At 63.6% G+C, this 26705-nt stretch carries 23 protein-coding genes and 1 tRNA gene; 12 read left to right on the forward strand and 12 right to left on the reverse strand.

Features of this window, described 5'->3' with window-relative positions; genetic code table 11:
- Positions 1 to 138: 138 nt before the first annotated feature.
- On the reverse strand, positions 139 to 1488 hold the full coding sequence (locus V1294_RS03835; protein ID WP_334495252.1) for an RsmB/NOP family class I SAM-dependent RNA methyltransferase: 1350 nt from the start codon (positions 1486 to 1488) through the stop codon (positions 139 to 141).
- 159 nt (positions 1489 to 1647) lie between these two features.
- Between V1294_RS03835 and V1294_RS03840 the strand changes: the two genes are divergently transcribed.
- Together V1294_RS03840 and V1294_RS03845 are read left to right on the forward strand one after the other, a co-directional pair.
- Positions 1648 to 1848 (forward strand): DUF1674 domain-containing protein, encoded by a 201-nt coding sequence (locus tag V1294_RS03840; protein ID WP_334495254.1) that lies wholly within the window; start codon positions 1648 to 1650, stop codon positions 1846 to 1848.
- A 66-nt stretch (positions 1849 to 1914) separates the two neighbouring features.
- Positions 1915 to 2514, forward strand: a complete 600-nt coding sequence (locus tag V1294_RS03845; protein ID WP_334495256.1) for a thermonuclease family protein — start codon at positions 1915 to 1917, stop codon at positions 2512 to 2514.
- A gap of 48 nt (positions 2515 to 2562) precedes the next feature.
- On the opposite strand, the gene V1294_RS03850 is transcribed toward V1294_RS03845, so the two are convergent.
- The 3 genes from V1294_RS03850 to acs form a co-directional block, all read right to left on the reverse strand.
- Positions 2563 to 3075, reverse strand: coding sequence for a L,D-transpeptidase (locus V1294_RS03850; RefSeq protein WP_334495258.1), 513 nt, complete (start codon positions 3073 to 3075; stop codon positions 2563 to 2565).
- Positions 3076 to 3505: 430 nt separating this feature from the next.
- Complete coding sequence (locus V1294_RS03855; RefSeq protein ID WP_334495260.1) at positions 3506 to 4507, reverse strand: toll/interleukin-1 receptor domain-containing protein; 1002 nt, start codon at positions 4505 to 4507, stop codon at positions 3506 to 3508.
- Positions 4508 to 4637: 130 nt separating this feature from the next.
- On the reverse strand, positions 4638 to 6590 hold the full coding sequence (gene acs, locus V1294_RS03860) for an acetate--CoA ligase (protein ID WP_334495262.1): 1953 nt from the start codon (positions 6588 to 6590) through the stop codon (positions 4638 to 4640).
- Between the two features lie 370 nt (positions 6591 to 6960).
- Between acs and V1294_RS03865 the strand changes: the two genes are divergently transcribed.
- Positions 6961 to 8121: a DNA topoisomerase IB gene (locus V1294_RS03865; RefSeq protein ID WP_334495264.1), complete on the forward strand. Its 1161-nt coding sequence runs from the start codon at positions 6961 to 6963 to the stop codon at positions 8119 to 8121.
- A 116-nt stretch (positions 8122 to 8237) separates the two neighbouring features.
- Here V1294_RS03865 and V1294_RS03870 read toward each other — a convergent pair whose 3' ends face one another.
- Genes V1294_RS03870 through tsaD form a run of 3 tightly spaced genes read right to left on the reverse strand, consistent with a single transcriptional unit; the run spans position 8238 to position 10709 of the window.
- Complete coding sequence (locus V1294_RS03870; protein WP_334495266.1) at positions 8238 to 8651, reverse strand: EVE domain-containing protein; 414 nt, start codon at positions 8649 to 8651, stop codon at positions 8238 to 8240.
- A 2-nt stretch (positions 8652 to 8653) separates the two neighbouring features.
- Positions 8654 to 9634 (reverse strand): NAD(P)H-dependent glycerol-3-phosphate dehydrogenase, encoded by a 981-nt coding sequence (locus V1294_RS03875; protein ID WP_334495268.1) that lies wholly within the window; start codon positions 9632 to 9634, stop codon positions 8654 to 8656.
- Between the two features lies 1 nt (position 9635).
- Complete coding sequence (gene tsaD / locus V1294_RS03880; RefSeq protein WP_334504484.1) at positions 9636 to 10709, reverse strand: tRNA (adenosine(37)-N6)-threonylcarbamoyltransferase complex transferase subunit TsaD; 1074 nt, start codon at positions 10707 to 10709, stop codon at positions 9636 to 9638.
- A gap of 141 nt (positions 10710 to 10850) precedes the next feature.
- On the opposite strand from tsaD, the gene V1294_RS03885 reads away from it, so the two are divergent.
- From V1294_RS03885 to V1294_RS03915, 7 genes are all read left to right on the forward strand, one after another.
- Complete coding sequence (locus tag V1294_RS03885) at positions 10851 to 11606, forward strand: uroporphyrinogen-III synthase (protein ID WP_334495270.1); 756 nt, start codon at positions 10851 to 10853, stop codon at positions 11604 to 11606.
- Positions 11607 to 11716: 110 nt separating this feature from the next.
- Positions 11717 to 12928 carry a COG4223 family protein gene (locus V1294_RS03890; RefSeq protein WP_334495271.1) on the forward strand — a complete coding sequence of 404 codons (1212 nt, stop codon included), beginning with the start codon at positions 11717 to 11719 and terminating at the stop codon, positions 12926 to 12928.
- A gap of 22 nt (positions 12929 to 12950) precedes the next feature.
- The gene (locus tag V1294_RS03895) at positions 12951 to 14690 is read left to right on the forward strand and encodes a heme biosynthesis protein HemY (protein ID WP_334495272.1); all 1740 of its coding nucleotides are present in this window, start codon (positions 12951 to 12953) and stop codon (positions 14688 to 14690) included.
- A gap of 186 nt (positions 14691 to 14876) precedes the next feature.
- Positions 14877 to 14952 (forward strand) — tRNA-Thr (locus V1294_RS03900).
- 445 nt (positions 14953 to 15397) lie between these two features.
- A complete protein-coding gene (locus V1294_RS03905) occupies positions 15398 to 16546 on the forward strand; it encodes an acyltransferase family protein (RefSeq protein ID WP_334495273.1) in 1149 nt (382 codons plus the stop codon).
- Between the two features lie 221 nt (positions 16547 to 16767).
- Positions 16768 to 18294, forward strand: a complete 1527-nt coding sequence (locus tag V1294_RS03910) for a hypothetical protein (protein WP_334495274.1) — start codon at positions 16768 to 16770, stop codon at positions 18292 to 18294.
- A gap of 106 nt (positions 18295 to 18400) precedes the next feature.
- Positions 18401 to 18829, forward strand: a complete 429-nt coding sequence (locus V1294_RS03915; RefSeq protein WP_334495275.1) for a hypothetical protein — start codon at positions 18401 to 18403, stop codon at positions 18827 to 18829.
- Between the two features lie 96 nt (positions 18830 to 18925).
- On the opposite strand, the gene V1294_RS03920 is transcribed toward V1294_RS03915, so the two are convergent.
- A complete protein-coding gene (locus tag V1294_RS03920) occupies positions 18926 to 19960 on the reverse strand; it encodes a polysaccharide deacetylase family protein (RefSeq protein ID WP_334495277.1) in 1035 nt (344 codons plus the stop codon).
- Positions 19961 to 20167: 207 nt separating this feature from the next.
- On the opposite strand from V1294_RS03920, the gene V1294_RS03925 reads away from it, so the two are divergent.
- Both V1294_RS03925 and V1294_RS03930 read left to right on the forward strand, forming a co-directional pair.
- Positions 20168 to 20449, forward strand: a complete 282-nt coding sequence (locus V1294_RS03925) for a hypothetical protein (protein WP_334495278.1) — start codon at positions 20168 to 20170, stop codon at positions 20447 to 20449.
- 267 nt (positions 20450 to 20716) lie between these two features.
- Entirely contained in the window at positions 20717 to 20938 is a 222-nt protein-coding gene (locus V1294_RS03930; protein ID WP_334487872.1) for a hypothetical protein, read from the forward strand.
- Positions 20939 to 20953: 15 nt separating this feature from the next.
- On the opposite strand, the gene V1294_RS03935 is transcribed toward V1294_RS03930, so the two are convergent.
- The 4 genes from V1294_RS03935 to V1294_RS03950 all read right to left on the reverse strand — a co-directional run bounded on the left by V1294_RS03935 (position 20954) and on the right by V1294_RS03950 (position 26652).
- Complete coding sequence (locus tag V1294_RS03935) at positions 20954 to 22834, reverse strand: TRAP transporter large permease (RefSeq protein ID WP_334495280.1); 1881 nt, start codon at positions 22832 to 22834, stop codon at positions 20954 to 20956.
- The gene (locus V1294_RS03940) at positions 22831 to 23499 is read right to left on the reverse strand and encodes a TRAP transporter small permease subunit (RefSeq protein WP_334495281.1); all 669 of its coding nucleotides are present in this window, start codon (positions 23497 to 23499) and stop codon (positions 22831 to 22833) included. The genes V1294_RS03935 and V1294_RS03940 overlap by 4 nt, the downstream gene beginning before the upstream one ends.
- A 111-nt stretch (positions 23500 to 23610) precedes the next feature.
- A complete protein-coding gene (locus tag V1294_RS03945) occupies positions 23611 to 24747 on the reverse strand; it encodes a TRAP transporter substrate-binding protein (RefSeq protein ID WP_334495283.1) in 1137 nt (378 codons plus the stop codon).
- Positions 24748 to 24963: 216 nt separating this feature from the next.
- Positions 24964 to 26652, reverse strand: a complete 1689-nt coding sequence (locus V1294_RS03950; RefSeq protein ID WP_334495285.1) for an MFS transporter — start codon at positions 26650 to 26652, stop codon at positions 24964 to 24966.
- Positions 26653 to 26705: the final 53 nt, after the last annotated feature.

Genomic DNA, 26705 nt, shown 5'->3' on the forward strand with positions numbered 1-26705 from the left:
TTGAGCGACCGACACGCCGTGCCTTGGTTAGGGAGGGAGGGGTATTCTGGCGAATCCTTTTAATCCGGAAACGCCGGGATGACACCATCTTGAAAACCGGCGAATCACCCCGAAGGGCGAGGAAATTCCAGCTTAAAATCAGGATTTGACCAGGCGCGCCGCGTAAAATCCATCGAACCCGCCGAGCCGGGGGTCGGCATGGGGCAAATGGCAGGGCAGGGTCCGTAAATCGCCGTTTGCGGTCACGATTTCGCTCAGCCCCGCGACCTCGCCCGCCTCGACCGGGGCCCGGCGCACGCCGGATTCGGCGGCCAAAAGGGACGCGATCGCCTGTTCACCTTCCTCCGGCTCCAGCGAACAGGTGCAATAGACCAGCGTTCCGCCCGGCTTGAGCAGGGTGACCGCCCTTTGCAGCAATCGCTTCTGCAAAGCCGTCAATGCGGCAATGTCGGCTTCCTGACGCAGCCAGGCCACGTCGGGGTGACGCCGGATGGTGCCGGTGGAGGTGCAGGGCGCGTCCACCAGCACGCCGTCGAAGCCGCCGTGGCCGCCACCGGGCCACTCGGCACCATCGGTCACGACGTCGTCGGCCTGCAGCGAAAGCCGCGCCAGATTGTCGCGCAGCCGCGCCATGCGCGCCGGCGAGCGGTCGACCGCGGTGACGCGCGCGCCGGCTTGCGCCAGTTGCGCGGTTTTACCGCCGGGCGCGGCGCAGAGGTCGACAATGGTCTTGCCGCCGACGTCGCCGAACAACCGTGCCGGCAGCGCGGCGGCGGCATCCTGCACCCACCACTGCCCCTCGGTGAAGCCGGGCAGCATGGTCACCGAACCCTGCAGCAAGGTGCGCACGGTGCCGGTCGGCAACGTCTCACCGTGCAGGCGGCTCGCCCATTGCGCCGCGTCTGATTTCACCGTGATGTCGAGCGACGGCTCATAGCCGATGGCGAGCGCCATCTGCCGCGCCGTGGTCTCGCCATAGGCGCCGATCCAGCGCGCCAGCAGCCACGGCGGAATGTCGAGATTCTGCGATTTGACTTCGTCGATCAGCGGTTGCCCCTCGCGGGCGCAGCGGCGCAGCACCGCGTTGACGAGGCCGGCATATTTCGCGGCGCGTCGGTCCGATTGCACTAGTCGCACCGAGAGATCGACGGCGGCATGATCGGGGACATCCATCCAAAGAATTTGTGCAGCACCGATCAGCAGCGCGCTTTGCGCGCGCGGCGCATCCGTCGGGATGCCGCGATCGAGCAGGCGCGAAAGCAAATGGCCGAGCGTGCCGAGCCGCCGCAGGATCGTCGCTACCAGCCGCCGCATCAGGGCGCGGTCGCGATCGGCCAGCGTCTTCAGGCCGGGATGCGCGCCGGCGCCGTCGAGCTGGTCGTCGAGGGTGCGGTGCTTGTGCAGTACGCCGTCGAGTATGTCAGCCGCGATCCGGCGCGCCGCGAGACCGGGCACTTCGGCAGGTACTGCGAATCGGGAAGGTGGCATGAATCAGCAATGTCTCGGAAAGCGGAAAGGTTCTGGCTCATGCCATTGGAATGAAAGCCTGCTTGGCATGCGAATATGCCAAATGTAAGAATCGCCACAGACAATTTCGCGAATGTGATGTCATCTGTGCGCCCATCCCTGTGCTAAGGGAGAATTGCGATGACCGACAGTCCCTCATTTCCCGCGGAACGCAAGAAGCTGACGCCCGCCGCCGAGCGCGCGCTCGCCGAGGCCGAAGCCCGCCGCAAGGCCGCCGCGGCCAGCGCCACGCCGCAGCAGAAGGAGTTTCAGGGTCCGAAGGGCCTGGAACCGACCCGCTATGGCGATTGGGAGCACAAAGGGATCGCGTCGGATTTTTGAGGCCCAAGGGAGCGCAGCGCAATGGGCCCTTGCCGGATTCCCCGACTCAGCCCTTAGTCGGGGAATATGTCCCCATACGAGAGAATAAATGCAGATCGGCCCACGCGCCGGGGTTCCTGGCGTCGCTGGTTTTCGGCGGCCCTGCCGTGGCTATTCGTCCTCGGCGTCGCGGCGGGGACGATGCTGCCGGTGCGTGACTGGGTGCGGCGGTCGTTGCCGAGCTCAGCCGACAGCCAGGCCGCGCGCGATGCCGAGACCATCTGGAAGCGGGCCGGAAGGGCGGACACGCGTCACGCCGTCGACGTCGTCCGCACGATTGATGGAGACACGTTCGAGGCGCGGGTTCACTTGGAGCCGGGTCTCGATCTCAACACACGGGTGCGTCTGCGCGGCATCGACGCGCCTGAATTAAAGGCGTCCTGCCCGCAGGAATTGCAGTTGGCCGAGGCTGCGACCGGCGCTCTTCGCTCGCTGCTCGGGCAGGGCGATGTCGCGATCTTCAATATCGGGCCGGACAAATACACGGGCCGTGTCGTGGCTGATGTCGCGACGAGGCGAACCGCAAGTCTTTCGACAGCGATGATCGCGTCAGGCTATGCGCGCAGGTACAATGGTGGCCATCGCAACGGTTGGTGCGCGAACGCAAGTCAACCGTTTGCGAAATAAAAGAGCCGCGCGAACCGCGCGGCTCTTTGCATTCAGATCCGTGAGCAATCAGCGCGTGACAGTCACCATCGTTCCGACCGGTACGCGTTGGTAGAGATCGGAGATGTCGTCGTTGAGCATGCGGATGCAACCGTAGGACACGAAGCCACCGACCGAACCCGGCACGTTGGTGCCGTGAATGGCGTATTCGCCGCCGGCCAGCGTCATCGCTGCCACGCCCATCGGGTTGCGCGGCGAGCCGCCGGGAATGACGTCGGGCATTTCGGGCTTGTCGCGCCTGACTTCGCTCGGTGGCGACCACGCCGGGTTGAGGTACTTGCCGTCGATACGGGTGGTGCCCGCCCACTGCTTGCCGGCCTTGCCGACGCCGACCGGGTAGCGCATGGCGCGGCCGGATTCGAGAACGAGATAGAGACGCCGCTCATGGGTCTTCACCACGATCGTGCCCGGCGCGTAGTCGCCGTTGATACCGACCAGTTCCGGCCGCGCTTGTGCGCCCGACGACATCACAACGCTCATACCAATGGTGGCGGCCAGCGCCACCGCAATTCTCATCAACATGCCCAGCTCCAATCCGCCCGGCCAATCAGGGCCCTCAAATGTCCTTTCAAGCCTTGGCTCACGCCTCTCGACCTAAACCTTGGCGTCTCACCGTCTCGCCCACGCATCTTTAAGCGCGGGCGTTAACCGGATGGTTTCCAACAGGCCTCGAGACGGGTTTCGCTGGGCGGAACAAAGAAAAAGTTGGGATTAAAGTAAATAACTTGAAAACAACACCTGGCACGAAAGAGATACAATTAGGGCACGGATGCGTGAGGGCTAAAACCTCACGAGAGGCTCTGGATCGCGCCGGAGCCTTTGCCCTTTTGTCTGCAGTATGGCTTGCGCCGACGCGTCGTCCCTTCTGCATATCGGCCTACGTCGAAAGGGGTACCGAGGCTGCTCGGATCGAGCCCTTATGAACGTTGTCGAAGGCTAGCAGTCCAATCCTTCAGGGAACGGACCTAAGGAGCAATTTGACGAGCTCGAAATCGACTTCGTCGCCATTAGCGAGACCGCTCACCCTACGAAAATTCGCGATGCCCATTCGTGTTGCCGCATCCAATGTCCCGGTCAACATGATCGCAGCTCCCGACCCCTCGTTCTTGAGAGCGAAGCTGAGCATATGCTGGAACTCCATGGTCCGGGCGTTCCTTTTGGTTGCCGGCACGCCAAAATACCCGACTTCGAACGCATTTTTGAATCCGGCACTTGCGCAATTGTCGACATCTTCGACAGCGGCTTGCAAAACCGGCACCAACTCCGCCGACTTGAGATCAATACTTGCGGGCATGTTGCGCCGCATTCCCTGCAGATAGTTTCGGACGGCCGCAATCGTCGAAGCGCCGGCAACGCCATTTGCGTCAGGGACACAAAGCGCCAGCTGGACGTTATTGATGAACACCTTCTGGGAATGGAAGTGCAGGAGAAGGCCGGCAGTTAAGAGAATGAAAGCGCCTATAGCGACACTCGCAACTATCAGCCAGCGTCGTCCTTGGTCAGGAGATTGGATTGCGTGGACGGCTTGGGCCGGCGCCTCTGAAACTGGTCGCTCCGACGACTGGGAGCCGATTTTGCCCTGAAGGGCCTTGCATAAACTCAGGAATTCGGGCGCTTTCTTGTTCTTTACCCAACTCGAGAAATCCACCGCCTGAATTCCGCCAAATCCAAAGGGTGGCTCCGTGGAGTCGAGCAGCACAGGCACGAGCTTTTGAGCCTTGGTGGCCGCGCGTGCCTCTTCCTTGACCCAAGCCGATTTGCTGGACAATTCAGACCAGGCCACGACTACGCAGCGCGCCTTGGTCAACTCAGCTTCGATTACATCATTCCAGGAATCGCCGCCGTTTATTTTCTTGTCCCACCAAACTGTCCAGCCTCTTTCTTCCAGCGCCGCGATCAAAGGTTGAATGCGATTTCGGTCGGCCCTCGTGTAGCTAAAAAAGATATCTGCCACGCACCAAGTCCCCAAAAGGCAGACGGCCTAAAACCCGTGGAACAGGCTATTTCGAGGAAACGATCGTGGCAAGCATCAACCCCCATCGGAACGAGCCGGCAACGTGGTGACGATCGCAGATCTGTCGAGGTTACGCCGGCGCGCCCTTCTTGTTCTGCCGGTTCTGCACGAGATCGTCGACCACGGCGGGGTCGGCGAGCGTCGAGGTGTCGCCGAGGCTGGAGGGTTCGTCCTCGGCGATCTTGCGCAGGATGCGGCGCATGATCTTGCCGGAGCGGGTTTTCGGCAGGCCCGGCGCGAACTGGATCTGGTCGGGCGAAGCGATCGGGCCGATGTCCTTGCGCACCCAGGCGACCAGCTCTTTCCGCAACTCCTCGGTCGGTTCGGTACCGGCCATCAGCGTCACATAGGCATAGATGCCCTGGCCCTTGATGTCGTGGGGATAGCCGACCACGGCGGCTTCCGACACTTTTGCATGTGCGACGAGCGAGCTCTCCACCTCGGCGGTGCCCATGCGATGGCCTGACACGTTGATGACGTCGTCGACACGGCCGGTGATCCAGTAATAGCCGTCGGCATCCCGGCGGCAGCCGTCGCCGGTGAAATACTTGCCCTTGTAGGTCGAGAAATAGGTCTGCTCGAAACGGGCATGGTCACCATAGACCGTGCGCATCATCCCCGGCCAGGACTTGATGAGGCAGAGATTGCCTGTGGCTTCGCCCTCCAGCACCTTGCCGTCGGCATCGACGATTTCGGGCACCACGCCGAAGAACGGCCGCGTCGCCGAACCCGGCTTGAGTTTGGTTGCGCCGGGCAGCGGCGTGATCAGGATGCCGCCGGTCTCGGTCTGCCACCAGGTATCGACGATCGGGCAGCGGCCGTCGCCGACCACGCGGTGATACCATTCCCAGGCTTCCGGATTGATCGGCTCGCCGACCGTACCGAGCAGCTTGAGGCTTTTCCGCGAGGTCTTCTGCACCGGTCCGTCGCCGCTCTGCATCAGCGCGCGGATCGCGGTCGGCGCGGTGTAGAAGATGTTAACGTTGTGCTTGTCGATGACGTTCCAGAACCTGGAATTGTCGGGATAGTTCGGCACGCCTTCGAACATCAGCGTGGTCGCGCCGTTCGCCAGCGGCCCATAGATAATGTAGCTGTGGCCGGTGACCCAGCCGACGTCGGCGGTGCACCAGAAGATGTCGCCGTCGTGATAGTCGAACACGTATTGATGCGTCATCGCCGCGTAGACGAGATAGCCGCCGGTCGTGTGCAGCACGCCCTTGGGCTGGCCGGTGGAGCCCGACGTATAGAGGATGAACAGCGGATCTTCCGCGTGCATATGCTCGGCCGGGCATTCCGTCGTCACCATCGCGGCCGCTTCGTGGTACCAGAAATCGCGCGAAGGACTCATGTCGACGGCAGCACCGGTTCGCTTGACCACGACGACCCAATCGACGCCGCCGGCTTTCGCAATCGCGGCATCGACATTGGCCTTCAGCGGCACCTTCTTGCCGCCGCGCAGTCCCTCGTCGGCGGTGATGATGACCTTGGACTGGCAGTCGGTGATGCGCTGGGCGAGGCTGTCCGGCGAGAAGCCGGCGAACACTACGGAATGAATGGCGCCGATCCGCGCGCAGGCCAGCATCGCATAGGCCGCTTCCGGGATCATCGGCAGGTAGATCGTGACGCGATCGCCTTTCTTGACGTTCCGCGTGCGCAGGATGTTGGCCATCTTGCAGACCTCGTCGTGCAACTGGCGGTAGGTGATGTGCTTGGACTGCGAGGGGTCATCGCCCTCCCAGATGATCGCGGTCTGGTGACCGCGCTTGTCGAGATGGCGGTCGATGCAGTTCCAGGCCGCGTTCAGGACGCCGTCCTCGAACCATTTGATCGAGATGTTGCCGGGGGCGAAGGAGGCGTTCTCGACCTTGTGGAAGGGCTTGATCCAGTCGATGCGCTTGGCCTGTTCGGCCCAGAATCCGTTGGGGTCCGAGACCGAGCGGGCATACATTTCGCGGTACTTGGCGTCATCGGCATAAGCACGTTTGGCCCAATCGGCGGATACGTCGTAAATCTTGTCGGACATCTTTCCCTCCCACTCGTTACGGCCGGATATTTGGGCGGCCGTAAGTCGCCCTGATTGTTACAGCGATTATGCGTCGCGGGGCGATGTCCGGACAAGGCGGAACGTGTGCGACCTTGGTCGGTCAGCCGGTTCCCGGCCTTGCTACGGATCAAAGTCGCATCATTTTGCGCGGGCCGGCTCAGGGCGAAATCAACGTTATCGCCGGAATGGCACCCATGATCGGTATCTAATAACCGTTAATGACGGAATCGGGACTCGCAAAGCAGTTCATTACCCCCTAAATGGCCTCCCCGGGGCCGGACGGTCCTCCGGAACCAAGCCACAACAACGGGCATTGCTGGCAGACAGGCGGAGCAAGGCGATAACGGTCATGATGGATCAGCAGAGTTTCGAGGCTACGCGGCCCGTTTCCGCCGATCCCGCCGTTGCATTGGCCGAAGCGCTCGGGCAACTGCCAAAGCCGACGCTGAAAGCGCCCGCGGCAAAGCCGCACATCGTTGTCAAAACCTCCGTCGCAGATCTGGCCGAGGAACTTGGCCTCAAGCTCGGCGACCAGAACGGGCTGACCATCCGCCGCGTCAAGCGCGGCAAGGGCTATTCATTCCATCGCGCCAACGGCACGCAGATCCGTCACGCCGGCACCATCCGCCGCCTACATTCGATGGCGGTGCCGCCGGCCTATCGCGACGTGCGCTATTCGGCCGATCCGAGTTCGCATCTGCAGGCCGTCGGCATCGATGCGGCCGGCCGCTTGCAGTACCGCTACCATGTCGATTGGGAAAAGGTCCGCGAGCAGCGCAAGGCGCATCGCCTGGCGCGGCTGGTGGCGGCTTTACCGAAGATCCGTCGCAAGGTCTCGGCCTACCTGTCCGGCGACGAGCCGACGCGCGAGTTCGCGCTCTCGGCGGTGATCGAACTGATCGCCCGCACCGCAATCCGGCCGGGCAACGAATCCTATGCCCGCCTCAACGGCACCCGCGGCGCCACCACGATGTTGAAGTCCAACGTCACGCTGGAAAACGACTGCTTCGTCCTGACCTTCAAGGCCAAAGGCGGCAAGGCCGTGCGCAAGGAATGCGACGCCGCCAAGCTGGTGCGCGCCATCGGCATCCTGCGCACCGTGCCGGGCAAGCGCATGTTCCAGTATCGCGACAATTCCGGCAACGTTCGCACGGTCTCGACCACGACCGTGAATGCGTTCCTGCGCGAGATCGCCGGCATCAAGATTTCGCTGAAGGATTTCCGCACCCTGATGGCATCAGCCGTGGTGCTGGAATCGCTGTCGCGGATTACGCCCGCAGCAAGCGAGCGCGGCCGCAAGAAGCAGGTGCTGGATGCGGTGCGCGCCGCAGCGGATGAGCTGTCGAACACGCCGGCGATCTGCCGCAAGAGCTATGTCCACGACACCATCGTCACCGCGTTCGAGGACGGCATCCTCGAACGTTTTGCCGCGACGATGAAGGGCTATCGCACGCAAGCCAAGCGCGAGGCGCTGCTGGCACAGGTGGTAACGGCAGCGGCGGCGGCGTAACGCCGAAGCCGTAGGGTGGGCAAAGCGAAGCGTGCCCACCATCTAACGACATCGGGATGCTGAATGGTGGGCACGCTGCGCTTTGCCCACCCTACGGCAGTGCGCGATGTGGCGCCTTACATCCCGCCCATCTTGCAGACCATCTTCCACTCTTCCGCCGTCACCGGCTGCACCGACAGCCGCGAATATTTCACCAGCGCCATGTCGGCGAGCTTCTTGTCGGCCTTGATCGCGGCCATCGTCACCGGCGTCTTCAAGGGTTTGTCCGCCTTGATGTCGACGCAGACGAACTTGCCGGTTTTGTCGGAGGGATCGGGATAGGCTTCCTTGATGATTTCGGCGATGCCGACGATCTCCTTGCCTTCGTTGGAATGATAGAAGAAGGCCTTGTCGCCTTTCTTCATGGCCACGAGATTCTGCCGCGCAGTGAAGTTGCGCACGCCGGTCCAGGCTTCGCCTTTGGCGCCCTTTGCAACCTGCTGGTCCCACGACCAGGTTGAGGGTTCGGATTTCACCAGCCAGTACGCCATCGTCATTCCTCCGCCTTGAACGGCCGCGTCAGCAGGCCCTCGATCGCCGCGTCGATCGTGACCTTGCCGCTCAGGATCGCCGCGACTGCATTTGATACCGGCATATCGACGTTCTGCGAAGCCGCGAGTTCGATCAGGACCGGCGCGGTGAACTCGCCTTCGGCTAGCTTGTCGCGGTTCGGCGCTTCGCCGCGGCCGAGCGCGATGCCGAACGCAAAATTGCGCGATTGCAGGCTTGAGCAGCTCAGGATCAGGTCGCCGAGGCCGGAAAGACCCGCGAGCGTCTCGCTGCGCGCGCCGCAGGCCCGCCCAAGCCTTGCCAGTTCGCTAAAACCTCGCGTGGTGAGCGCCGCCAACGCCGAGGCGCCGAGTTGCCGGCCGACGACGATGCCGGCGGCGATCGCCAGCACGTTCTTGGCCGCGCCGCCGATCTCGACGCCGCGGACATCCGTGGTGTGATAGGGCCGGAACGTTGCCGAGCCCAGCGCCTGCACCAGGTCGCTCGCCAGCCTTTCATCCCTTGCGGCCAGCGTTACGGCGGTCGGAAGGCCTCGCGCCAAATCGTCGGCGAAATTCGGCCCCGACAGGATCGCCGGGATGGCACCCGGGATGGTCTCAGCGATGACCTCGGTCATGAAGCGATGCGTACCGCGCTCGATGCCCTTGGCGCAGGCGACGACGGGTGTCGCAGGTTCGAGATGCGGCGCAAGCGTCGTCGCGGCTTCGCGCAAATTCTGCGCGGGCGTCGCCAGCAGGATGATGTCCGCCCGCGCCGCGGCAACGATGTCAGCCGTGACGCCGATGCCCACATCAAGACTCACGCCGGGCAGCTTTGGATTCCTTCGCGTCGTCTGCATCTGCGCGGCGTTTTCGGCGCTTCGCGCATACAGCACGACGTCACGGCCGGCGCGCACCGCGGCGCAGGCCAGCGCGCTGCCATATGCGCCGGCGCCGATTACCGCGACGGAATTAAAGGACGCCATGTCAGAATCCCGCGCGCGTGTTGGTGTAGCCGGCCGGCGCGGTCGCGTTGGCGTCGAGCAGCCAGCGCGCGCGGGGCGGCGCGTCCATCGTATCGGTTAGCCCCAGCGCCATCCGTTCCGCACCGGCCCAGGCAATCATCGCGCCATTATCAGTGCACAGCGCGGGCGGCGGAATGATCAGCGTGGTCTCCGCCTTTGCGGCAACGTCCTGCAACGCGCCGCGGATGGCGTGATTGGCCGCAACGCCGCCGGCGGCGACCAGCGCGCGCGGCGGGCCGAACTGTTCGTGAAACAGGCGCAGGCCGACGCTCAGCCGGTCCGCCGTCGATTCCAGCACCGCGGCCTGAAAACTGGCGCAGAGGTCGCTGACGTCCTGCGGTTCCAGCGGCATCAAGCGGCTGGCTTCGTTGCGAACCGCCGTCTTCAATCCCGACAGCGAGAAATTCGCATCCGGCCGCCCGAGCATCGGCCGCGGAAAGGCGAACCGTTTGGCGTCGCCGCTCGCCGCAGCGCGCTCGACCTCCGGCCCGCCGGGATAGGGCAGCGACAGCATTTTGGCGACCTTGTCGAAAGCCTCGCCCATCGCGTCGTCGACGGTGGTGCCGAGCCGGACATACTGGCCGACGCCGACCACGGCGACGATCTGGGTGTGCCCGCCGGACGCCAGGAACAGGCAATAGGGAAAGGCGAGCGCGCAGGTCAGCCGCGGCGTCAGCGCGTGGGCTTCGAGATGATTGACCGCAATCAATGGCGTATCGTGCACCATGGCGATTGCTTTGGCCGTGGTGAGGCCGACGATCACGCCGCCGATCAGGCCGGGCCCGGCGGCAGCGGCCACCGCCGACAATTGCGCAAAGCCGGTGTTGGCGTCCTTCATCGCCTGGCCGACGATGCCATCGAGCAGGTCGACATGGGCGCGCGCTGCGATTTCCGGAACCACGCCGCCGAAACGGGCATGCTCGGAGGTCTGCGAGCGCACGATATTGGACAGAATCTTGCCGCTGCCGTCGCGCTGGCGTTCCACCACGGCGGCCGCGGTTTCATCGCAGGTCGTCTCGATACCCAGCACCAGCATCGGCGTGTCGTTGTCCAATTTGAACCCTTTGAACCCTTGCGCTATCGCCAAAAACAACGCTTCCGTAACCCGGTAGCATTACGAGGTGACGGCGTGCAATCGCGCTGGTGCACCGAAATCATGTTGGCGGAGATCTGAAATATGGCCGTTCTCGTCACGCGCCCGCATCCGGATGATGAGACGACGGCCAAGGCGCTGCGCGCGCGGGGGTTCGATGTCCTGCGCGCGCCGATGCTGCGGTTCGAGCCGGTGCCGTTCCAGGACGATGCGGACGCAAATTATGGCGCCATCATCGTCACCAGCGCCAACGCCCTGCGTGCCATCGCGCCCCATCTGGCCGATAGCCGGCTCCTGAAATTGCCTTTGTTCGCAGTCGGCGAAAACACCGCGGCTGCGGCGCGCGACGCCGGGTTTGGCGAGGTGATCGCGTCAAAGGGCGGTGCCGGCGCATTGCGCGATCTGGTGCTGGCGCGTGCGAAGTCGAAGCAACTGAAGAAAACGAGCCCGATCCTGTACCTTGCCGGCGCCGATCTCGCGCGCGACCTTGCCGGCGACCTCGGCGAGAGCGGCTTTACGGTGGTGACGCAGACCACCTACCGGATGGTGCCCGCGCCCAGCCTGCCACGGGACATATATGATGCTTTCGTGGCGCATGAGATAGAGGCCGTGCTGCATTACTCCCGGCGCAGCGCGCGGGCATTTCTGGAGGCGGCGCGCGCCGGCGGCGTCGAAATCTCGGCATTGGCGCTGCCGCAATGCTGCATTTCAGCGGCCGTCGCCGCGGTCCTGCGGGACGCCGGCGCGACCCAGGTCACGGCAGCGGCTTCGCCCGACGAAAATGCCCTGTTCGTGGCGCTGGGCCGGGCGTTGCAACCGCGGTCGAGCCCTAATCTTTAAGTCTGAGCATGGTCTAATCGGAAAACCGGTGCCGCCACTGCCGGATCATGCTCTAAGACGTCCCGATTCTGCTAAGTTCCGGAACCTAACCATTCAAGGGAACCGCCGTGATGGTCGATGACAGGCCCGAAGACACTGGATCGCTGCCCGGCGAGGGTCGGCCGAAGCGCGAGCCGCCGACCATCGACCTTGAGGCGACCGAAGTGTCGAGCGAGACCAAGAGTTCCGGCGAAGCGCCGCCTGAGCCTGCGGCTGAGCCAACGCCCGAGGTCGCCGCGGCTTCAACGGCAGAACCGCCCGTTGCGGAGCAGCCATCCCGACCGGTTTCGCCCTGGATCGTTGCGCCGGTGTCCGGCGCCGCCGCCGCGGCGCTGGTGATTGGCGTCGGCTGGATGCTGGGTTGGCCTGCGATTCAGCCCGCGTCAGCGCCGTCGGCAGCGCAGATCAACACGGCCGCCATCGACGGTCTGACCACGCGCATCGCGGGCCTAGAGTCGAAAGCGGGCAAGCCCGTGGCCGATCCCGCCGCTGCCGCGCGTGCCGAGGCCTTGGAAAAAACCGTCGCGGCGCTGCGCGCTGAACTCGCCGCGACGCGCGCGCAAGGCGAGAAAGTGGCGTCCGCCATCAACGATGTGAAGTCCGCCCCGCGCGGCGACGGCACCGTCTCGCCCGATCTCTCCGGGATCGATCAACGCATCGCGAAGATCGAAAGCCAGATGCGGACGCAGGGCGCCGAGATTGCGCAGCAAGGCAGCAAGCTTGCCGATACCAAGGCCGACGCAAAACCTGCCGACGACATGCCGCTGCGCCGACTGGTGTCGGCGGCGCTGCTCGATGTGCTGGTCCGGATCGGCGATCCCTATCCGGCCGCGCTCGCCGCGACCAAGGCGCTGGCGCCCAATCCGGATGCCTTGAAGCCGCTCGATCAGTTTGCGGAAAAGGGCGTGCCAAATGCCGGCAGGCTGAGCAGCGAGCTATTGACGTTGGTGCCAAAACTGTTGCCGGCCGCGCAACAGAGCAATGCCACGACGACCGGTACAGGCATTGTGGAGCGCCTGCAGGCGGGTGCTGCCAAACTGGTCAAGATCGAACGCACCGATACCGTCGGCAATGATCGCGGCGCCGTGGTGGCGCGGATCACCGCGGCGGCGCTGCGAAATGATTTCAACGAGGCGAGGCGGGAATTGAAGACGCTGGAGCCGGCCGATCGCGCCGCGGCGCAGTCCTGGATTGAACGGGCCGACGCGCGCGACGCCGCGCTGGCCGCCTCCCGTCAATTTGCGACCGACGCCATGGCTGCGCTCGCCAAACCGGCGCAATAAGGATTTCGCAGTAAGGATTTCAATGGTCCGGATCATTCTGTTTCTGTTGTTGATCGCGCTGGGAGCGGCCGGCGCGGCCTGGATTGCCGAGCAGACCGGCGATGTCGTGCTGTCATGGGGCGGCTACCGCGCCCAGACCACGCTGCCGGTCTTCGTGCTGGCGTTGGGCATCGTCGTCGTTGCGGCGATGATGATTTGGGCGATCCTGCGTGGCGTGTGGAACGCGCCGGCGCGTATGCGGCGCAGCCGGCGCGAGCGGCGTCAGGCCCGCGGCCGGCATGCGATCACGCAAGGGCTGCTGGCGATCGGCCACGGCGATTCTTCCGCTGCCCGCGTCCATGCCGAGGCGGCGCGGAAACACGCGGCGCATGATCCGCTGGCGCTGCTGCTGCATGCACAGTCGGCGCAGCTCGACGGCGACCGCGAAGGCGCGCAGCGCGCCTTCCGCGCCATGGCCGAGCGCGAGGACACGCGGCTGTTGGGTCTGCGCGGGCTGTTCATCGAGGCGCAGCGCGCCGACGATCCGGTCGCGGCGGTGATGGTCGCCGAGGAAGCGCTAAAGCTGTCGCCGTCCTCGTCATGGGCGTCGCATGCGGTGCTCGGCTTCTGCTGCGCCAAGGGCGACTGGGCCGGCGCGCTGAAAATCCTCGACAACAATCAATCGGCCGGACTGATCGACAAGGCGGCGTATCGTCGGCAGCGCGGCGTGCTGCTGACGGCGCGCGCGCTCGAACTCGAAAAGGTCGATCGCGATCTGGCGCGCGAGAGCGTGATGGAGGCGGTCAAGCTGGCGCCGACCCTGGTGCCGGCTGCGGTGCTGGCGAGCAAGTTCGAAAGCGAGGCGCATCAGGTACGGCGCTCGATGCGCCTGGTCGAGACCGCGTGGCTGGCGCAGCCGCATCCCGATCTTGCGGACGCCTATTCGCATGTGAAGCTCGGCGATTCCGCGCGGCAGCGGCTGGTGCGGGTCGAGACGCTCGCGGCGAAAGCGCCCGGTCACATCGAGGGTGCGCTGGCGATTGCGCGCGCCGCGATCGACGCGTCCGAATTTACCAAAGCGCGCGAGGCGCTGGCGCCCTTCATCGCCGCGCCGACGCAACGCGTCGCGCTGTTGATGGCGGAGATCGAGCGTACCGAACATGGCGACAGCGGCCGGGCGCGGGCATGGACCTTGCGCGCGGTGCGTGCGCTGCACGATCCGGCCTGGACCGCGGACGGCTATGTCAGCGATCGATGGCGGCCGGTCTCGCCGGTCACCGGCAGGCTCGATGCTTTCCAGTGGCAGACACCGGTCGCGGCGCTGCCATCCGACAAGGGCGGCGCGATCGAATCTTCGCCGTTCGAGGAGGCCATGCTGGCGACCCTGCGCCGGGCCGTCGTGCTCGAGCCGCCAAAGCCAAAGGACGTGAGCGAATCGGCCGCCGAGCCCCTCGTATCCGTCACGCCGGCGCCGCCCGCCGAGCAGGACAACGCGCCGCCGCCTGCCGCCGCCGCGGAAGCGGCCCCTGTGGAAGCGACCCCGACCCAAGCGACCCCGGCCGAACCGGCACCAAGCCGGCCGGCTCCCCTGTTCCGCTCGCGGCAGGATATCCCGAAGGCGGTTCCGACCCCAATTCCGGCCGTGATCCCCCTTGTCCGGGCGCCGGATGACCCCGGGATCGACGAGGACGGCCCGGCGGATGAATTCGCGGAACAAATCGGCCCACCCAAGGCGCAGGCCGGCGGCTGGCGGGGATTTTTGTCTCGCTGGGGCGGCAACTAGGCTCCAGATTCTAGTTTTGGCGTGTTTTGTTGACGCGAACCGGTGCCCACCCACGGATCAGGTCCGAGGGGCATGCTTCGCTTGAAAACGCTTTGCAGGGGGCCAGCGTTTTTCTTGCCAATCGGGGCCGTCCCCGATATCAGGTGCGGGCGATTTCGGGTCAGGCCCGGACGCTGCGCTTGGTCCGCCGCAATAGCTCAGTTGGTAGAGCACGTCATTCGTAATGACGGGGTCACAGGTTCGAGTCCTGTTTGCGGCACCATATTTACCTGCTCGATTTACTTCATCGCCATCGGTCTTGGACCAAGAAATCGCCGCGCAACGCTGTGGCGGGGAATTTTGCTTGTCTCGCTTTTGCCTGACCTGCGCTGACGGTCGCTGCGTCTTCGTTGCGTCGGCCGCTAATCAGCGTTCTTGCCGAGGGCCTCAACTTGCCGCCCTGACACAGTGAGGACGAGTGGTTAATCCTGAGCAAACCGTTTTCGGACGTTCCTCTATGGCCGTATGACGAATCGCGGTATCAGCAAGCGTGCTGGCTCCGCGACACTTCCAGAACCCGGAAAATCTCAACTGCGTTTCGCAGCGCCGAACCGCGTCGGACGTACGTCAACGAAGAACTCGGCGTAGAGACCGGCCCATTTCCTACAGATCGACATGCAGGCCCCCGCGACCTTGCTGAGGGATTCACCGACTTGAGACTGGCCCGGATGATTGAGCATGTGGACCGCAAGCCAGGGATCTCCAGGGGCCGCGAACTGAATCGTCTGCATGAGTTGGATAGTCTGCGAGCGCTTGCAGCGATTGGCGTTGTCGTATGGCACTACACAAACCATTTCGGCGCTTCTCCGATTCCATATCTCATGGCGCCCTTCTATCGACACGGAGAGCTTCTCGTTGACTTCTTTTTCATGTTATCCGGCTTTGTGCTCGCTCGCGCGTATTGGAACGACCAGCGCAGTGCGACGTTCGCGAGCAACGTTCGCGAGCGAATTGCCCGAATGTATCCGTTGCACTTCGCGACGCTATGCGCTGTGGCCGTCATGCAATGGATCCTGGTCAATCGTCTGAGCTCGCCGCCGTTTGTATATGTGTTCAACGACAACTATGATTTCGTATTGAACCTCCTGCTGCTGAATCGAACAGGGCTTGAGAGCGGGTTTTCATTCAACGGGCCGTCATGGTCGATCTCGACAGAATTCGTCGTCAACATTCTGTTCCTGGCGGCCATCGCTCTCCCGCGCAGGATTGCGCGCGCGGGATTGTTTGGGCTATTCGCCGTGTCACTTGCGGTGATCCTGCAAAACGGTGTGATCGGCGATGCGATGTTCGGCATCAGAAACGACATCTTTCGGACGATCGTCGGCTTCGTCTGCGGAATAGCGCTATACAATGTAAATTCGCGCTGGCTGTCGCGGATCAGGCTGGAGCGCGGCGTCGCCGATGGACTTGCCATCGTGGCGGTTTCCGGATTTCTCTACTACTGCGCGAGGGGTGAGCTGGTCGGGCTGCGTGACCTGGCGATCGTGGTCATATGCTTTCCGGCCCTGATCATCGGTGTGATCCATGGCCGGCTGGTTAAGTGGTTTTTGACACTTCGCCCGCTGGTCTATCTCGGCACGATCTCCTACTCCATCTATCTCGTGCACTTTCCGCTTCAGCTGGCAGTGCATCTGGCATCTGTCGTGCTGCTCCTTCAGATGCCCTACCACAGCGTTTTTTTCCTGGTGGGCTTCGTCTTCGCAACGATTGGATTGGCATCGGTCACGTATCACCTGATCGAGGTGCCAGGAAAAAATCTGCTGCGAAAGCGCCGGACTGCAACTCTTGCAGAACCGCTGGCAAGCTCCAGGTATTGAATTGTCGGCATTTCGTAAAACTGCCGTAGTTTCAATAGATTACCAACCATCCAGTGTGTGATGACCATCTAGAGCGTAATGACGGGCTCCTGTTTGCGGACGCTTTTGTTCTGCCGCTCGCGTGCCCGAACTCTGTGCCTGGCGCACCTATCCGCCCCTCCGAAATGTCTTGTTAACTGGCCCCTTCTAGCTTGCCTGCACATTCACCCGCAGGATTTAGCATGTCGCTCGATGTCGGCCTGAGCCTTCCCGGGACCAAGGCCGCCCGCCAGGGAAGCTGGACCGTGACTCCCCTGCACGCCGTCGTCGCCGTGTTCATGGTGGCGATCATGCTGCGAGGGGTTCTGCCCTTCAACGTCGATGTCAGCTGGTGGCTGATTGTCTGCGAGCGCATGCTCGACGGTCAGCGTCTGTATGTCGACATCCTCGAGACCAATCCGCCGATGGCGGGATCGGTCTATATGCTCGGGGTCGTCCTCGCACGCGCGATCCACGCGCGGCCGGAAGTGGTGACCAACGGGCTGATCTTTCTATTGATCGCGGGATCGCTGGCGCTGACGTGGCGGGCCTTGCGGTTCTCCTCGTTGCGCGAACGTGCCGGTGGCGCGGCTGCCGCATGGGCGACCGCGGTGCTGGCCATCCTGCCGATGTATGATTTCGGCCAGCGCGAACACCTGGCGCTGGTGGTGCTGCTACCGGCGCTTGCCGTCTACGTCCTGCGCGCCAATCGCGAGCGGGTTGCGCCGTCGGCGATCCTGATCGCCGGCCTGTGCGCCGCGACAACAATGAACTTCAAGCCGTATTTCGTCTTCGGGGTCGGCTTTTGCATTGTGACGGCAGCAGTGCAAGCGCGAGACTGGCGGGTTCTGTTCGCGCCGGAGAACTGGATCGCCGCAGCGCTGGTCGTGATCCACGCCATCTGCATCGTCGTGTTCTATCCGGAGTATTTCACGCTCATCTATCCCCTGGTGCGCGACGTCTATCTGCTCCTGAAAGTGCCGTTCCTTGCCATCTTGCTGATGTCTGCGACGGCGTTGTGGCTGGCGGCGATCATGGTCGTGCTGGCGTTGCAAAGCCGACGGCGAAAGCCCGACGCGACGTCGCTGGTGATGCTGGCCGGATCGCTCGGCTTCGCGGTCTCGTTTTTCGTTCAGGGCAAGGGCTGGGGTTATCACGCCTATCCCATGGTTGCGCTTGGACTGCTGGCGGCAGGCTGGGCAATCTCGACCGGCGACGATGAGCGCGCGGGCTCGCACCGGCTTCGCGCCGGCGCGATGTTCGTCGTCGCGCTGATCTTTGCCAATGCATGCCTGTGGTTCAATGCAAGCGTCGACATGCGGCAAGTCCAGGATCAGGTCGCACGACTTGGGCCGCGGCCAAAAATCCTGATGCTGAGCGCGGCGGCCGTCATTGGTCACCCGATGGTGCGCGAGCTTGAGGGCACATGGGTCTCGCGCCAGGAGGCGTTCTGGGTGCGGGAGATCGTTCGCCGGGCCCGGATGCACGGGACGATCGATTCGGCGATGGCGGCCCGCCTCGAAGGCTACATCGCGCGTGAACGCGCCGGCATCGTCGAGGATTTCAAGAAGCAGCCGCCGGACGTTGTTGTGATCGACAATGAGAACAGCGACTGGGGCAATTGGGTGGCTGCCGATCCCGAACTTTCCGCGCTGCTCAAACCCTATATTCCCGTCAACAATATCAACGGTATCGAGATTTTGCGGCGAGCCGATCAGACGCGGTCCTGATATCCGCCGACCTTCCGCTGCTTCGGCAGCGGTGCGTGACCTGTCTCACATCAAGAACCGGCAGCCCGCCGTAGTCTCCGCCTCGACCTCAAGGGGAGATACAAACATGCGTAAATTCATTCTCATTGCAGGATTTGTTTTGGTCTCCGCCGCCGCGCAGGCTGGTGATCGAAGCTTGTCGCTTGGAGGCGTCGAGACGAAGGCGGCTCCGGCGCCGGCCAAAGCTACGGATGCATCGAAAAGCGCCGAAGCCCCGCAGGCTGCGGAAGCACCGAAATATGTCGAGCGGCCCGCGGTCGTCGAGCCCAAGCCCGAAAGCAAGGCCGAGACGGCCAACGCCGAGACGGCCAGGCCCAGGGCGGGCAGAGCGGCCAGGGCGTATCGGCCCGCTGCCGGACGCATGAGCGCCGGACCCGGAAGGCCCGTGGCCCGGAGAACGGCGTACATGTCGGCGAGAGCGGGATCGCACCGCATGCGCTACGGGATCCGGGCTCGCATCATCGGCGCACTGCACCGGCACGGCATCTATTGGTAACATTGCCAAAGCAAAACGCGCCTCTCGGGTTCAAATCCGAAGGGCGCGTTTTTCATTGCATAAGGCTGGAGCCGTCGACCGGCTTCCCGCCAATCCTTACTGCGAAACCGTCTGCACCACGCTGCTGATCGGGCGGCTGGCAACCGCCGGCACCTTCTGGTCCTTCACCAGCATCGCATCATATTCCGGCAGGGTTTCGAGTTGCTCCTTGGCCTTCATCTGCACGACCTTGTAGCCGCCGGCTTTGAGGCGACGCAGCAGCGTCGGCAAGGCCTGCGCCGTGCTCTTCTGCAGATCGTGCATCAGAATTACGCCCTTGCCCTGCTTGTCGAGCTTGGTCATGACGTTCTGGATGACCTGATCGGCACCCGACGATTTGAAGTCGTTAGAATCGACATCAACTGAAAACATCGAGATGTTGCGCGAGGCGAGATAGCCGAGGGCTCCTTGCGTGTGCGCGAGGCCCGGGAAGCGGAAGAACGGCGCGGGCGCAGTCCCCAGCGCCATCTTCACGGCGCTAAAGCCCTTCTCGATTTCTTCCCTGACCTGCGCTTCGGTCAGCTTCTTGCTGTCGAGATGGGCGTGCGACCAGGTGTGCGAGCCGATCGTGTGGCCGGCCGCCGCGACCTGTTTGAGAATCTCCGGATGATAGGTGGTGTGCTTGCCGACCGGGAAGAACAGGGCTTTCGTGCATTCATCGGCAAGAGCCTTGAGCACCGCCGGCGTGGTCGGCCACGGACCGTCGTCGAACGTCAGCACGACCTCTTTGTCGGTCAGGAAGTCGAACTGCTTGTATTGCAGGAAGCCGAAACCGGGACCGCCCGTGGTGTCGATCACGACGGTGCGGCTGACGCCGAGCGCATCGGGATTGGCGCAGGCCGATCGCACCGGCTGGGCTGCAGGAACTGGCGCGGGGGCAGGGGCCGGCTTGGTGAGAGAAGCCGTGATCTCGACATCGTCCTTCAGCGCGAGCCTGGCCGCGGCGGGCGCCGGTAGCGGCTCTGCCTTGCGGGCGGCGACGGTTTGAGGTGCGGCCGCGTCGGCGCGCGGTGAGGAGGTCCAGAACCAAACGCCGGTGATCAAAACCGCCGTCACTACACTGGCCAGCATCAGGCCCAACGCATTACGCATCGCTACTCTTTCCAGATACTCGGGGTACACACGCAACGGGGCATTAATGCCAACAATGTCTTAACGTCTCCCGAACACGCGTCGGTTAGACGAAGAAAATGAGGGCTTTATGCCTGAGTGACGTCAGTCACAGTCGCGTCCGCGGGCCAGGCGCATGCTCCTGCCATCAACAACGGGCTCGCTTCGCCGGGCCAACAGGAGCCGAAAATGACCGCAGTGTTCTTCAATACCGTTCGCAAGGTTGGTTTAGTGCTGGCCTTGACCACCTCCTTCGCCGCCGTTTCCTCGACCGCGAGTTTCGCTTTCAGTTCGGAAGCGCAGCAGCAGTGCACGGGCGACGCGTTCCGCCTCTGCAGTTCGGAAATCCCCAATATTCCGAAGATCACGGCCTGCATGGTCAAGCATCGCGCCGACCTGAGCGCTGGCTGCCGCGGCGTCATGGATCGCGAGTTCGCTGCCCAGAAATCCGGCAAGCTCGCCGCGCAATAACGGCGCGGTCTTCGCGGTCTCTGACGGCTCGGAAACGCTTGCGTCGATGCGACGCAGGCGTTTTTTCCGTTTCAGGGGGCACAAAACGAACGGTTGCGCGATTTCACCGTTCACAAATGCGTTGCCGGCCGAATTTCGATGCCCGGATTCCCGTTCTGACACGTTTTCTCGACGCGAACCGGTGTCCAGCCGGATGGAGTCCGGCTGGCTTTCGCCGGAAAACGATATAGAACGCGCGGATTGCGTTCTCGTGTAAAGGCATAGCAAATGACCAAGATCCTTTTCGTCATTCCCCTGATCCTGATGGCCTCCAGCGCGTCGGCGCAGACACAAAAAAAAGAGGGGCATGACGAGTGCGCGCGCGACGTCTCGCGGTATTGCCGGGCGCAGATGCAGGCTGGCGATCAGATCATTCTGGCCTGCCTGAAGCAGAACCGATCACGGATCAGCAAGGCCTGCCAGCAGAAGCTGACGAGCGCCGGGCAGTAGAAACGCTCTCCTGCCTCAGCCGCCGTAGAGGTAATTCGGCAGCCACAGTGTGATGCCGGGCCAGATGTACATCAGCACCATGCAGACGATGACGATGAACATATAGGGCATCATGCCCGCGAAGATCTGGTTGAGCGTGACGTGCTTCGGCGCCACGCCTTTCAGATAGAACGCCGACATCGCCACCGGCGGCGACAGGAACGCCGCCTGCAGGTTCACGAACACCATCACGCCCCACAGCACGGGATCGATGTTGAAGTGCTTCAGCATCGGCAGGAAGATCGGCACGAAGATCACGATGATCTCGGTCCATTCCAGCGGCCAGCCCAGGATGAAGATGATCGCCTGCGACAGGATCATGAACTGGACCGGCGTCATGTTGAGCGACAGCACCCAGCTTTCCAAAAGCGCCTGACCGCCGAGGATCGCGAACACCGCCGAGAACAGCGCCGAGCCGACGAACAGCCAGCACACCATCGAGGTGGTTTTTGCGGTGAGGAACACCGCTTCCTTGGTGCGCTTCCAGTCCAGCGTTCGGGCCTGGAACGCGAGCAGGAAGGCGCCGGCGGCGCCGACCGCGGCCGATTCCGTTGCGGTCGTAATACCGAGCAGGATCACCGCCAGCACAATCGCCGTCAGAAGGCCTAGCGGCATCACCGAAGCGACCAGCAGCCGCAGCACCTCGAACTGCTCGGCCTCCATGGTCCAGTAGTAATACAGCAGCACCAGGCCGAAGATGCCGGCGATGAACGCGAAGTAAGTATAAAATTCCGGCGCCGGCCCGGTGTATGAAGGTGCCGTGGTGGTGCTGCGCAGTTCGGAGCTACCCATCTGCTGCAGCGTTTCCGGCTCGTTCCTTGTCGCTGCGCCGGACCTGCCGCCGCCGAGCTCTTCCAGCTTTTCTTCCGCCGGCTGCGAAGTGGCGCCAGCGCCCAGCGGCTGCGGCGCGTCGTCCACCTTCTGCTGTATCGATGCCGCAGGCGGCGTCGGAATATCGGGCTGCTGGTGAATCACGACGTACCACCACGTCGCCCACAGCGTGGCCAGCGTCAGCACCAGCGGCACCAGCGCAAAGCCGAGATTCTTCAGGAGCATCGTGTAGCCGATGCGAGCTCCGTCCACGCTGATGTTCAAGGCCTTGGCCGGCGCGAGCACCGCACCAAACAGCGCCGGCAGCATTTTCCGCGAATAGGCCTGCTGCAACGCGGCCACCCATGGCCGGACCGGAACGCGGGTTTCGCTCTCGGGAAGCTTTGGGGCGATCTTCGGGTTTATGAGCGCCCAGCCGATGATGTAGACGAGATACAGGAACGCCAGGAAGAAACCCGGAAACATCGCCGCCGCATAGAGCTTCACCACCGACTGTCCGGCGACCGCCGCATAGACGATGATCATGACAGAGGGCGGGATCAGGATGCCGAGCGTGCCGCCGGCGGTGATGACGCCGGAGGCGAGTTTGACGTCATAGCCGGCCTTCAGCATCGGGTTGAATGCGATCACGCCCATCAGCACCACCACCGCGCCGACCAGGCCCGAGGCGATGCCCCAGAAGGTGCACACGATTAGCGTTGCGACCGCGAGCGAGGCGGGCACGCGGCGGAACGCGAGCTGGATCGAATAGAACATCTTGTCGACCAGCGCGCCGCGCTCCATCACATACCCCATCAGCACGAACAGCGGGATCGAGATCAGGACGTCGTTGGTCATCGCGCCATAGGTGCGCTGGACCATCAGGTCGAAGATGTGATTGTCGGCCCAGGCCTCGCCACCGCGGTAATAGGCGAAGAAGCCGAAGAACATGCCGAGCCCCATCAGCGTGAACGCCGTGGGGAAGCCCATCATGATCACGACCACGATGAGTCCCAGCATCAAAAGTCCAAGTGCCGGATCGCTCATCGCTGCAAGTCCCCGCCCATGCCGCGTTGCCGCGCGCTTTCCTCGATGTTCTGCGCGTGCGCGATCGCTTCCCTGCGCGACTCCTCGTCGACGTACTCGCTGTGCGCCAACTGTTCCTCGACCACGTCGATCTCGCTGACGTCCTTGAGCCGGCTCGGCCAGACCCCGGTCTTCAGGCAGATCACGCAGCGCATGATCTCGGCGGCGCCCTGCAGCAGCAGCAGCGCGCCGGCGAGCGGGATCATGAACTTGAAATGATAGACCGGAGGCCCGTCGGCGGTCACATTGGAATGCTCGTTGATGCGGTAGGAGATCGACGCATAGTCCCAGCCCGCATAGGCCAGCGCCGCAATGCCGGGCAGGAAGAAGGCGATGTACAGCACCAGATCGAGCAGGGCCTGCGTGCGCGGCCGCATCGAAGAGTACAGGAAGTCGCCGCGGACATGGCCGTTCTGCGCCAGCGTATAGGCGCCGGCGAGCATGAACAGCGTTCCGTACAGCATGTTGGAGGCGTCGAAGATCCACGCCGTCGGCATGTTGAGGATATAGCGCTTGAACACCTCGGCGCAGACCAGCGCCATCAGCCCGATGATCAGCCACGCGGCGGCCTTGCCAAACCAGGTGCTGATGCCGTCGATCGTGTGCAGAAGACGCTGCGCGTTCATGAGAGTTCGAGCTGCCGGTTGAGTAGGTCGTCGGAACAGGGTTGCCGACAATAGAAACCATCATCCGGGATGGCTATCCCGGATGATGCATTGTTCGTGCGAATTATTCTGTCAGGTCTTCTTCTTGGCGTTGGGACCGAAGTAGTGGTTATAGGCCATGCGGCGGTTCACCACGGTATCCTGCTCCCACTGCGTCGCCCGCTTGGCGAAGGCCAGTTGCGATGCGACGATTTCCTTGAACAGCGGGTTATCAGCCGATTTCTTCTCGACGACCTGGTCGTAGATATCGAGCTGCTTCTGCAGCACCGAATCCGGCGTCTTGTAGAACTTGACCTTGTCCTTGGTCTGCAGCTCTTCGTAATCCTTGGAATAGCGGTCGATCGCCTTCCACGCCATGTCCTGACCTGCCGCTTCGGTGGCGACCGCGATAATCGCCTTCATCTTGTCAGGCAGCGCGTTGTACTTGTCCTTGTTGAACATGATCTCGAACTGCTCGGCGTTCTGGTGATAGCTCTGCAGCATGCAGACCTTGGAAACGTCGGCGAAGCCGAGGATGCGATCGGAGGAGGCGTTGTTGAACTCGGCCGCGTCGAGTAGGCCGCGGTCCATCGCCGAGACGATCTCGCCGCCCGGCAGCGCGTTGACGGCGGCGCCGAGGCCGGTGAACACGTCGATCGAGATGCCGACGGTCCGGAACTTGACGCCCTGAAGGTCCTCCGCCTTGGTCACCGGCTTCTTGAACCAGCCGAGCGGCTGGGTCGGCATCGGTCCATATGGGAATGAGACGACGTTGGCGCCGATCGAGGCGTACAGTTTTTCCAAAAGCTCCTTGCCGCCACCATATTTGTGCCAGGCGAGCAGCATGTTGGCGTCCATCGCATAGCCCGGCCCCGAGCCCCACAGCGCCAGCGCGTTCTGCTTGCCGTAGTGATAGACCAGCACGCCGTGGCCGCCGTCCAGCGTGCCCTTCGACACCGCGTCGAGCAGGCCGAAGGCGGGAACCACGGCGCCTGCCGGAAGCACCTCGATCTTGAGATCGCCGCCGGTCATATCGTTGACCTTCTTGGCGTAGTCGAGGGCGTATTCGTGGAAGATGTCCTTGGCCGGCCAGGTGCTCTGCCAGCGCATGCTGACGGGGCCCTGCGCGCTCGCGATGTTTGGCGCGGCCACGGTTGCTGCGGCGCCCGCGGCGGCCACTTTCAGGAAGCTGCGACGGGTCGAACTCTTGCCCTTGGTTGGTTTGGTCATGGGTATCCTCCCGATTGAGCCGATCCTTGGTTGGCCGGCCGTGACTGATTGGTAGGAACTTTAGAGGCCGGGCCCGAGCTTTGGCAAGGATACGTTATACCAATGCGGCGTTAAGCTGCGGCGCGGCATGGGCAGCGACCCATGGCGCGGCGGGGCCTGCCGGGCCGCTCCAAATGGTTAACGGCGCAGCCGCTCGACTGCGGCGCACGCGTCAGGTCAGGTGCTGCCTGCCGCCGTCGCGACCACCGGCAGGACCTCGTTGGCGGCGCGGTCGGGGGTATCTTCCTTCCAGCGTACCGAGCCGAACGGCCGCTCCAGCATGCGGCGGACGCGGATCGGTTCGGGCCCAAGATGAAAGTCGATCGCGCGCTGGTGCAGCGCGCGCTCGGACTGCGTGGCGCGGCTGCGCTGGCGCAGATAGTCCAGCCAGGTCGGGCAGTGATAGCGCTCGGTCCACAATTCGGGGTCGGCGATGTCGCGCGCGATCGACCAGCCATAGGCGCCGTTGCGCTGGCGGCTGAGCTGCACTTCCTGCATCACATTGTGAAACGCGCGGGCGTTGTCCTGCGCGACGCGATACTCGATCTCGACCACCAATGGTCCGCTGCGTCCGGTGAGCGACAGCCGCACTTCGGGATCGGCCAGCGCCTCGGCGGGCGGCTCATTGCGCGCGCCGACCGGCGGCATGCGCAGCCAGATCCCGAGCAGCGGCGAAAGCAGCATCAGACCGGCGGAGGCCAGCAGCGCCACTTCGACGCCGGCGATGTCGGTGAGGTTGCCCCAGCCCCAGCTTCCGATCGCAATGCCGCCTGCAATTGCGGCCTGGAACGCCGCCAGCGAGCGGCCTGCGACCCAGCGCGGCGCCGAAAGCTGCACGCCGATGTTGAACAGGGCGACCGCCAGCATCCACACCGCGCCGGCCAGCACCAGGGCGATCGCCGTCAGGATGGCGTTCGTGCTCAGGGCAACCGAAGCGATCGCACCGGCCAGCGATAGCGCACAGGCGCGCACCGCGGCCTCGCCGCTCATGCGCCGGCGCACCTCGCCGATATTCAGCGCACCGAACACCGCACCCATGCCGAACGCCCCCAACATGATGCCGTAGGTTTGCGCACCGCCATGCAGGAGGTCGCGGGCGACCAGCGGCATCAGCGCCGAGATCGAGCCGCCGATCACGCCGGTGACCAGTGTGCGGATCAGGACGATGCGGATCGATGGCGAGTTGGCGATGTAGCGCACGCCCGAGACGATGGCGCGGTTGAGACGTTCGCGCGGCAGGCGCGACGGTTCATGGGTGCGGTTCCACAGAAACAGCACCACCATCAGCGGCAGATACAGCACGGCATTTACGGCGAACGCGGCGACAGCGCCCGACGTCGCAACCACAATGCCGCCGACCGCCGGCCCGAAACTGCGCGCGATGTTGTAGCTGATGCCGTTGAGCGCGACCGCCGCCGGCAGCGTTTCCGCCGGCACCTGCTCGCTGACCGAGGCTTGCCAGGCCGGCCCGAACAGCGCCATGCCGCTGCCGACCACGAAACATAGCGCCAGCAGGATATTCGGCGTGACGAGGCCGAGCCACGCCATGACGGTCAGCACGGTTGCGCCGACAAGCGCGATACCGAGCGAGACAAGGGCGACGATCCGCCGGTCGTGCATGTCGGCGATGGCCCCGGCCGGCATCGAGATCAGCATGATCGGCAGCATCAGCGCGGTCTGCACCAGCGCGACCTTGTCGGCGGACGACGTCATCTGCGTCATCGCCCAGGCAGCTCCAACGCCCTGGATCAAGATCCCCAGATTGGAAACGAGGCTGGCGAGCCAGATGCGCCGGAACACGGCATGCCGCAGCGGCGCTGCGATGCCGTCAGTCGCAAAACCCCGGCGTTTCAGCTGGTCGATCATGATAGGTTCCGTTGGCCTTCTGTCACCGGCTTGATTCCATTCGAACTTAAAGT

Source organism: Bradyrhizobium sp. AZCC 1678, assembly GCF_036924765.1.
In the GTDB taxonomy this organism is placed as follows: domain Bacteria; phylum Pseudomonadota; class Alphaproteobacteria; order Rhizobiales; family Xanthobacteraceae; genus Bradyrhizobium; species Bradyrhizobium algeriense.

What these genes read in the sequence shown, in the direction of transcription:
- V1294_RS03835 (WP_334495252.1), bottom strand. Translation starts at nt 1,488, where the DNA reads ATGCCACCTTCCCGATTCGCAGTACCTGCCGAAGTGCCCGGTCTCGCG.
- V1294_RS03840 (WP_334495254.1), top strand. Translation starts at nt 1,648, where the DNA reads ATGACCGACAGTCCCTCATTTCCCGCGGAACGCAAGAAGCTGACGCCC.
- V1294_RS03845 (WP_334495256.1), top strand. Translation starts at nt 1,915, where the DNA reads ATGTCCCCATACGAGAGAATAAATGCAGATCGGCCCACGCGCCGGGGT.
- V1294_RS03850 (WP_334495258.1), bottom strand. Translation starts at nt 3,075, where the DNA reads ATGTTGATGAGAATTGCGGTGGCGCTGGCCGCCACCATTGGTATGAGC.
- acs (WP_334495262.1), bottom strand. Translation starts at nt 6,590, where the DNA reads ATGTCCGACAAGATTTACGACGTATCCGCCGATTGGGCCAAACGTGCT.
- V1294_RS03865 (WP_334495264.1), top strand. Translation starts at nt 6,961, where the DNA reads ATGATGGATCAGCAGAGTTTCGAGGCTACGCGGCCCGTTTCCGCCGAT.
- V1294_RS03870 (WP_334495266.1), bottom strand. Translation starts at nt 8,651, where the DNA reads ATGGCGTACTGGCTGGTGAAATCCGAACCCTCAACCTGGTCGTGGGAC.
- V1294_RS03875 (WP_334495268.1), bottom strand. Translation starts at nt 9,634, where the DNA reads ATGGCGTCCTTTAATTCCGTCGCGGTAATCGGCGCCGGCGCATATGGC.
- tsaD (WP_334504484.1), bottom strand. Translation starts at nt 10,709, where the DNA reads ATGCTGGTGCTGGGTATCGAGACGACCTGCGATGAAACCGCGGCCGCC.
- V1294_RS03885 (WP_334495270.1), top strand. Translation starts at nt 10,851, where the DNA reads ATGGCCGTTCTCGTCACGCGCCCGCATCCGGATGATGAGACGACGGCC.
- V1294_RS03890 (WP_334495271.1), top strand. Translation starts at nt 11,717, where the DNA reads ATGGTCGATGACAGGCCCGAAGACACTGGATCGCTGCCCGGCGAGGGT.
- V1294_RS03895 (WP_334495272.1), top strand. Translation starts at nt 12,951, where the DNA reads ATGGTCCGGATCATTCTGTTTCTGTTGTTGATCGCGCTGGGAGCGGCC.
- V1294_RS03905 (WP_334495273.1), top strand. Translation starts at nt 15,398, where the DNA reads ATGATTGAGCATGTGGACCGCAAGCCAGGGATCTCCAGGGGCCGCGAA.
- V1294_RS03910 (WP_334495274.1), top strand. Translation starts at nt 16,768, where the DNA reads ATGTCGCTCGATGTCGGCCTGAGCCTTCCCGGGACCAAGGCCGCCCGC.
- V1294_RS03915 (WP_334495275.1), top strand. Translation starts at nt 18,401, where the DNA reads ATGCGTAAATTCATTCTCATTGCAGGATTTGTTTTGGTCTCCGCCGCC.
- V1294_RS03920 (WP_334495277.1), bottom strand. Translation starts at nt 19,960, where the DNA reads ATGCGTAATGCGTTGGGCCTGATGCTGGCCAGTGTAGTGACGGCGGTT.
- V1294_RS03925 (WP_334495278.1), top strand. Translation starts at nt 20,168, where the DNA reads ATGACCGCAGTGTTCTTCAATACCGTTCGCAAGGTTGGTTTAGTGCTG.
- V1294_RS03930 (WP_334487872.1), top strand. Translation starts at nt 20,717, where the DNA reads ATGACCAAGATCCTTTTCGTCATTCCCCTGATCCTGATGGCCTCCAGC.
- V1294_RS03935 (WP_334495280.1), bottom strand. Translation starts at nt 22,834, where the DNA reads ATGAGCGATCCGGCACTTGGACTTTTGATGCTGGGACTCATCGTGGTC.
- V1294_RS03940 (WP_334495281.1), bottom strand. Translation starts at nt 23,499, where the DNA reads ATGAACGCGCAGCGTCTTCTGCACACGATCGACGGCATCAGCACCTGG.
- V1294_RS03945 (WP_334495283.1), bottom strand. Translation starts at nt 24,747, where the DNA reads ATGACCAAACCAACCAAGGGCAAGAGTTCGACCCGTCGCAGCTTCCTG.
- V1294_RS03950 (WP_334495285.1), bottom strand. Translation starts at nt 26,652, where the DNA reads ATGATCGACCAGCTGAAACGCCGGGGTTTTGCGACTGACGGCATCGCA.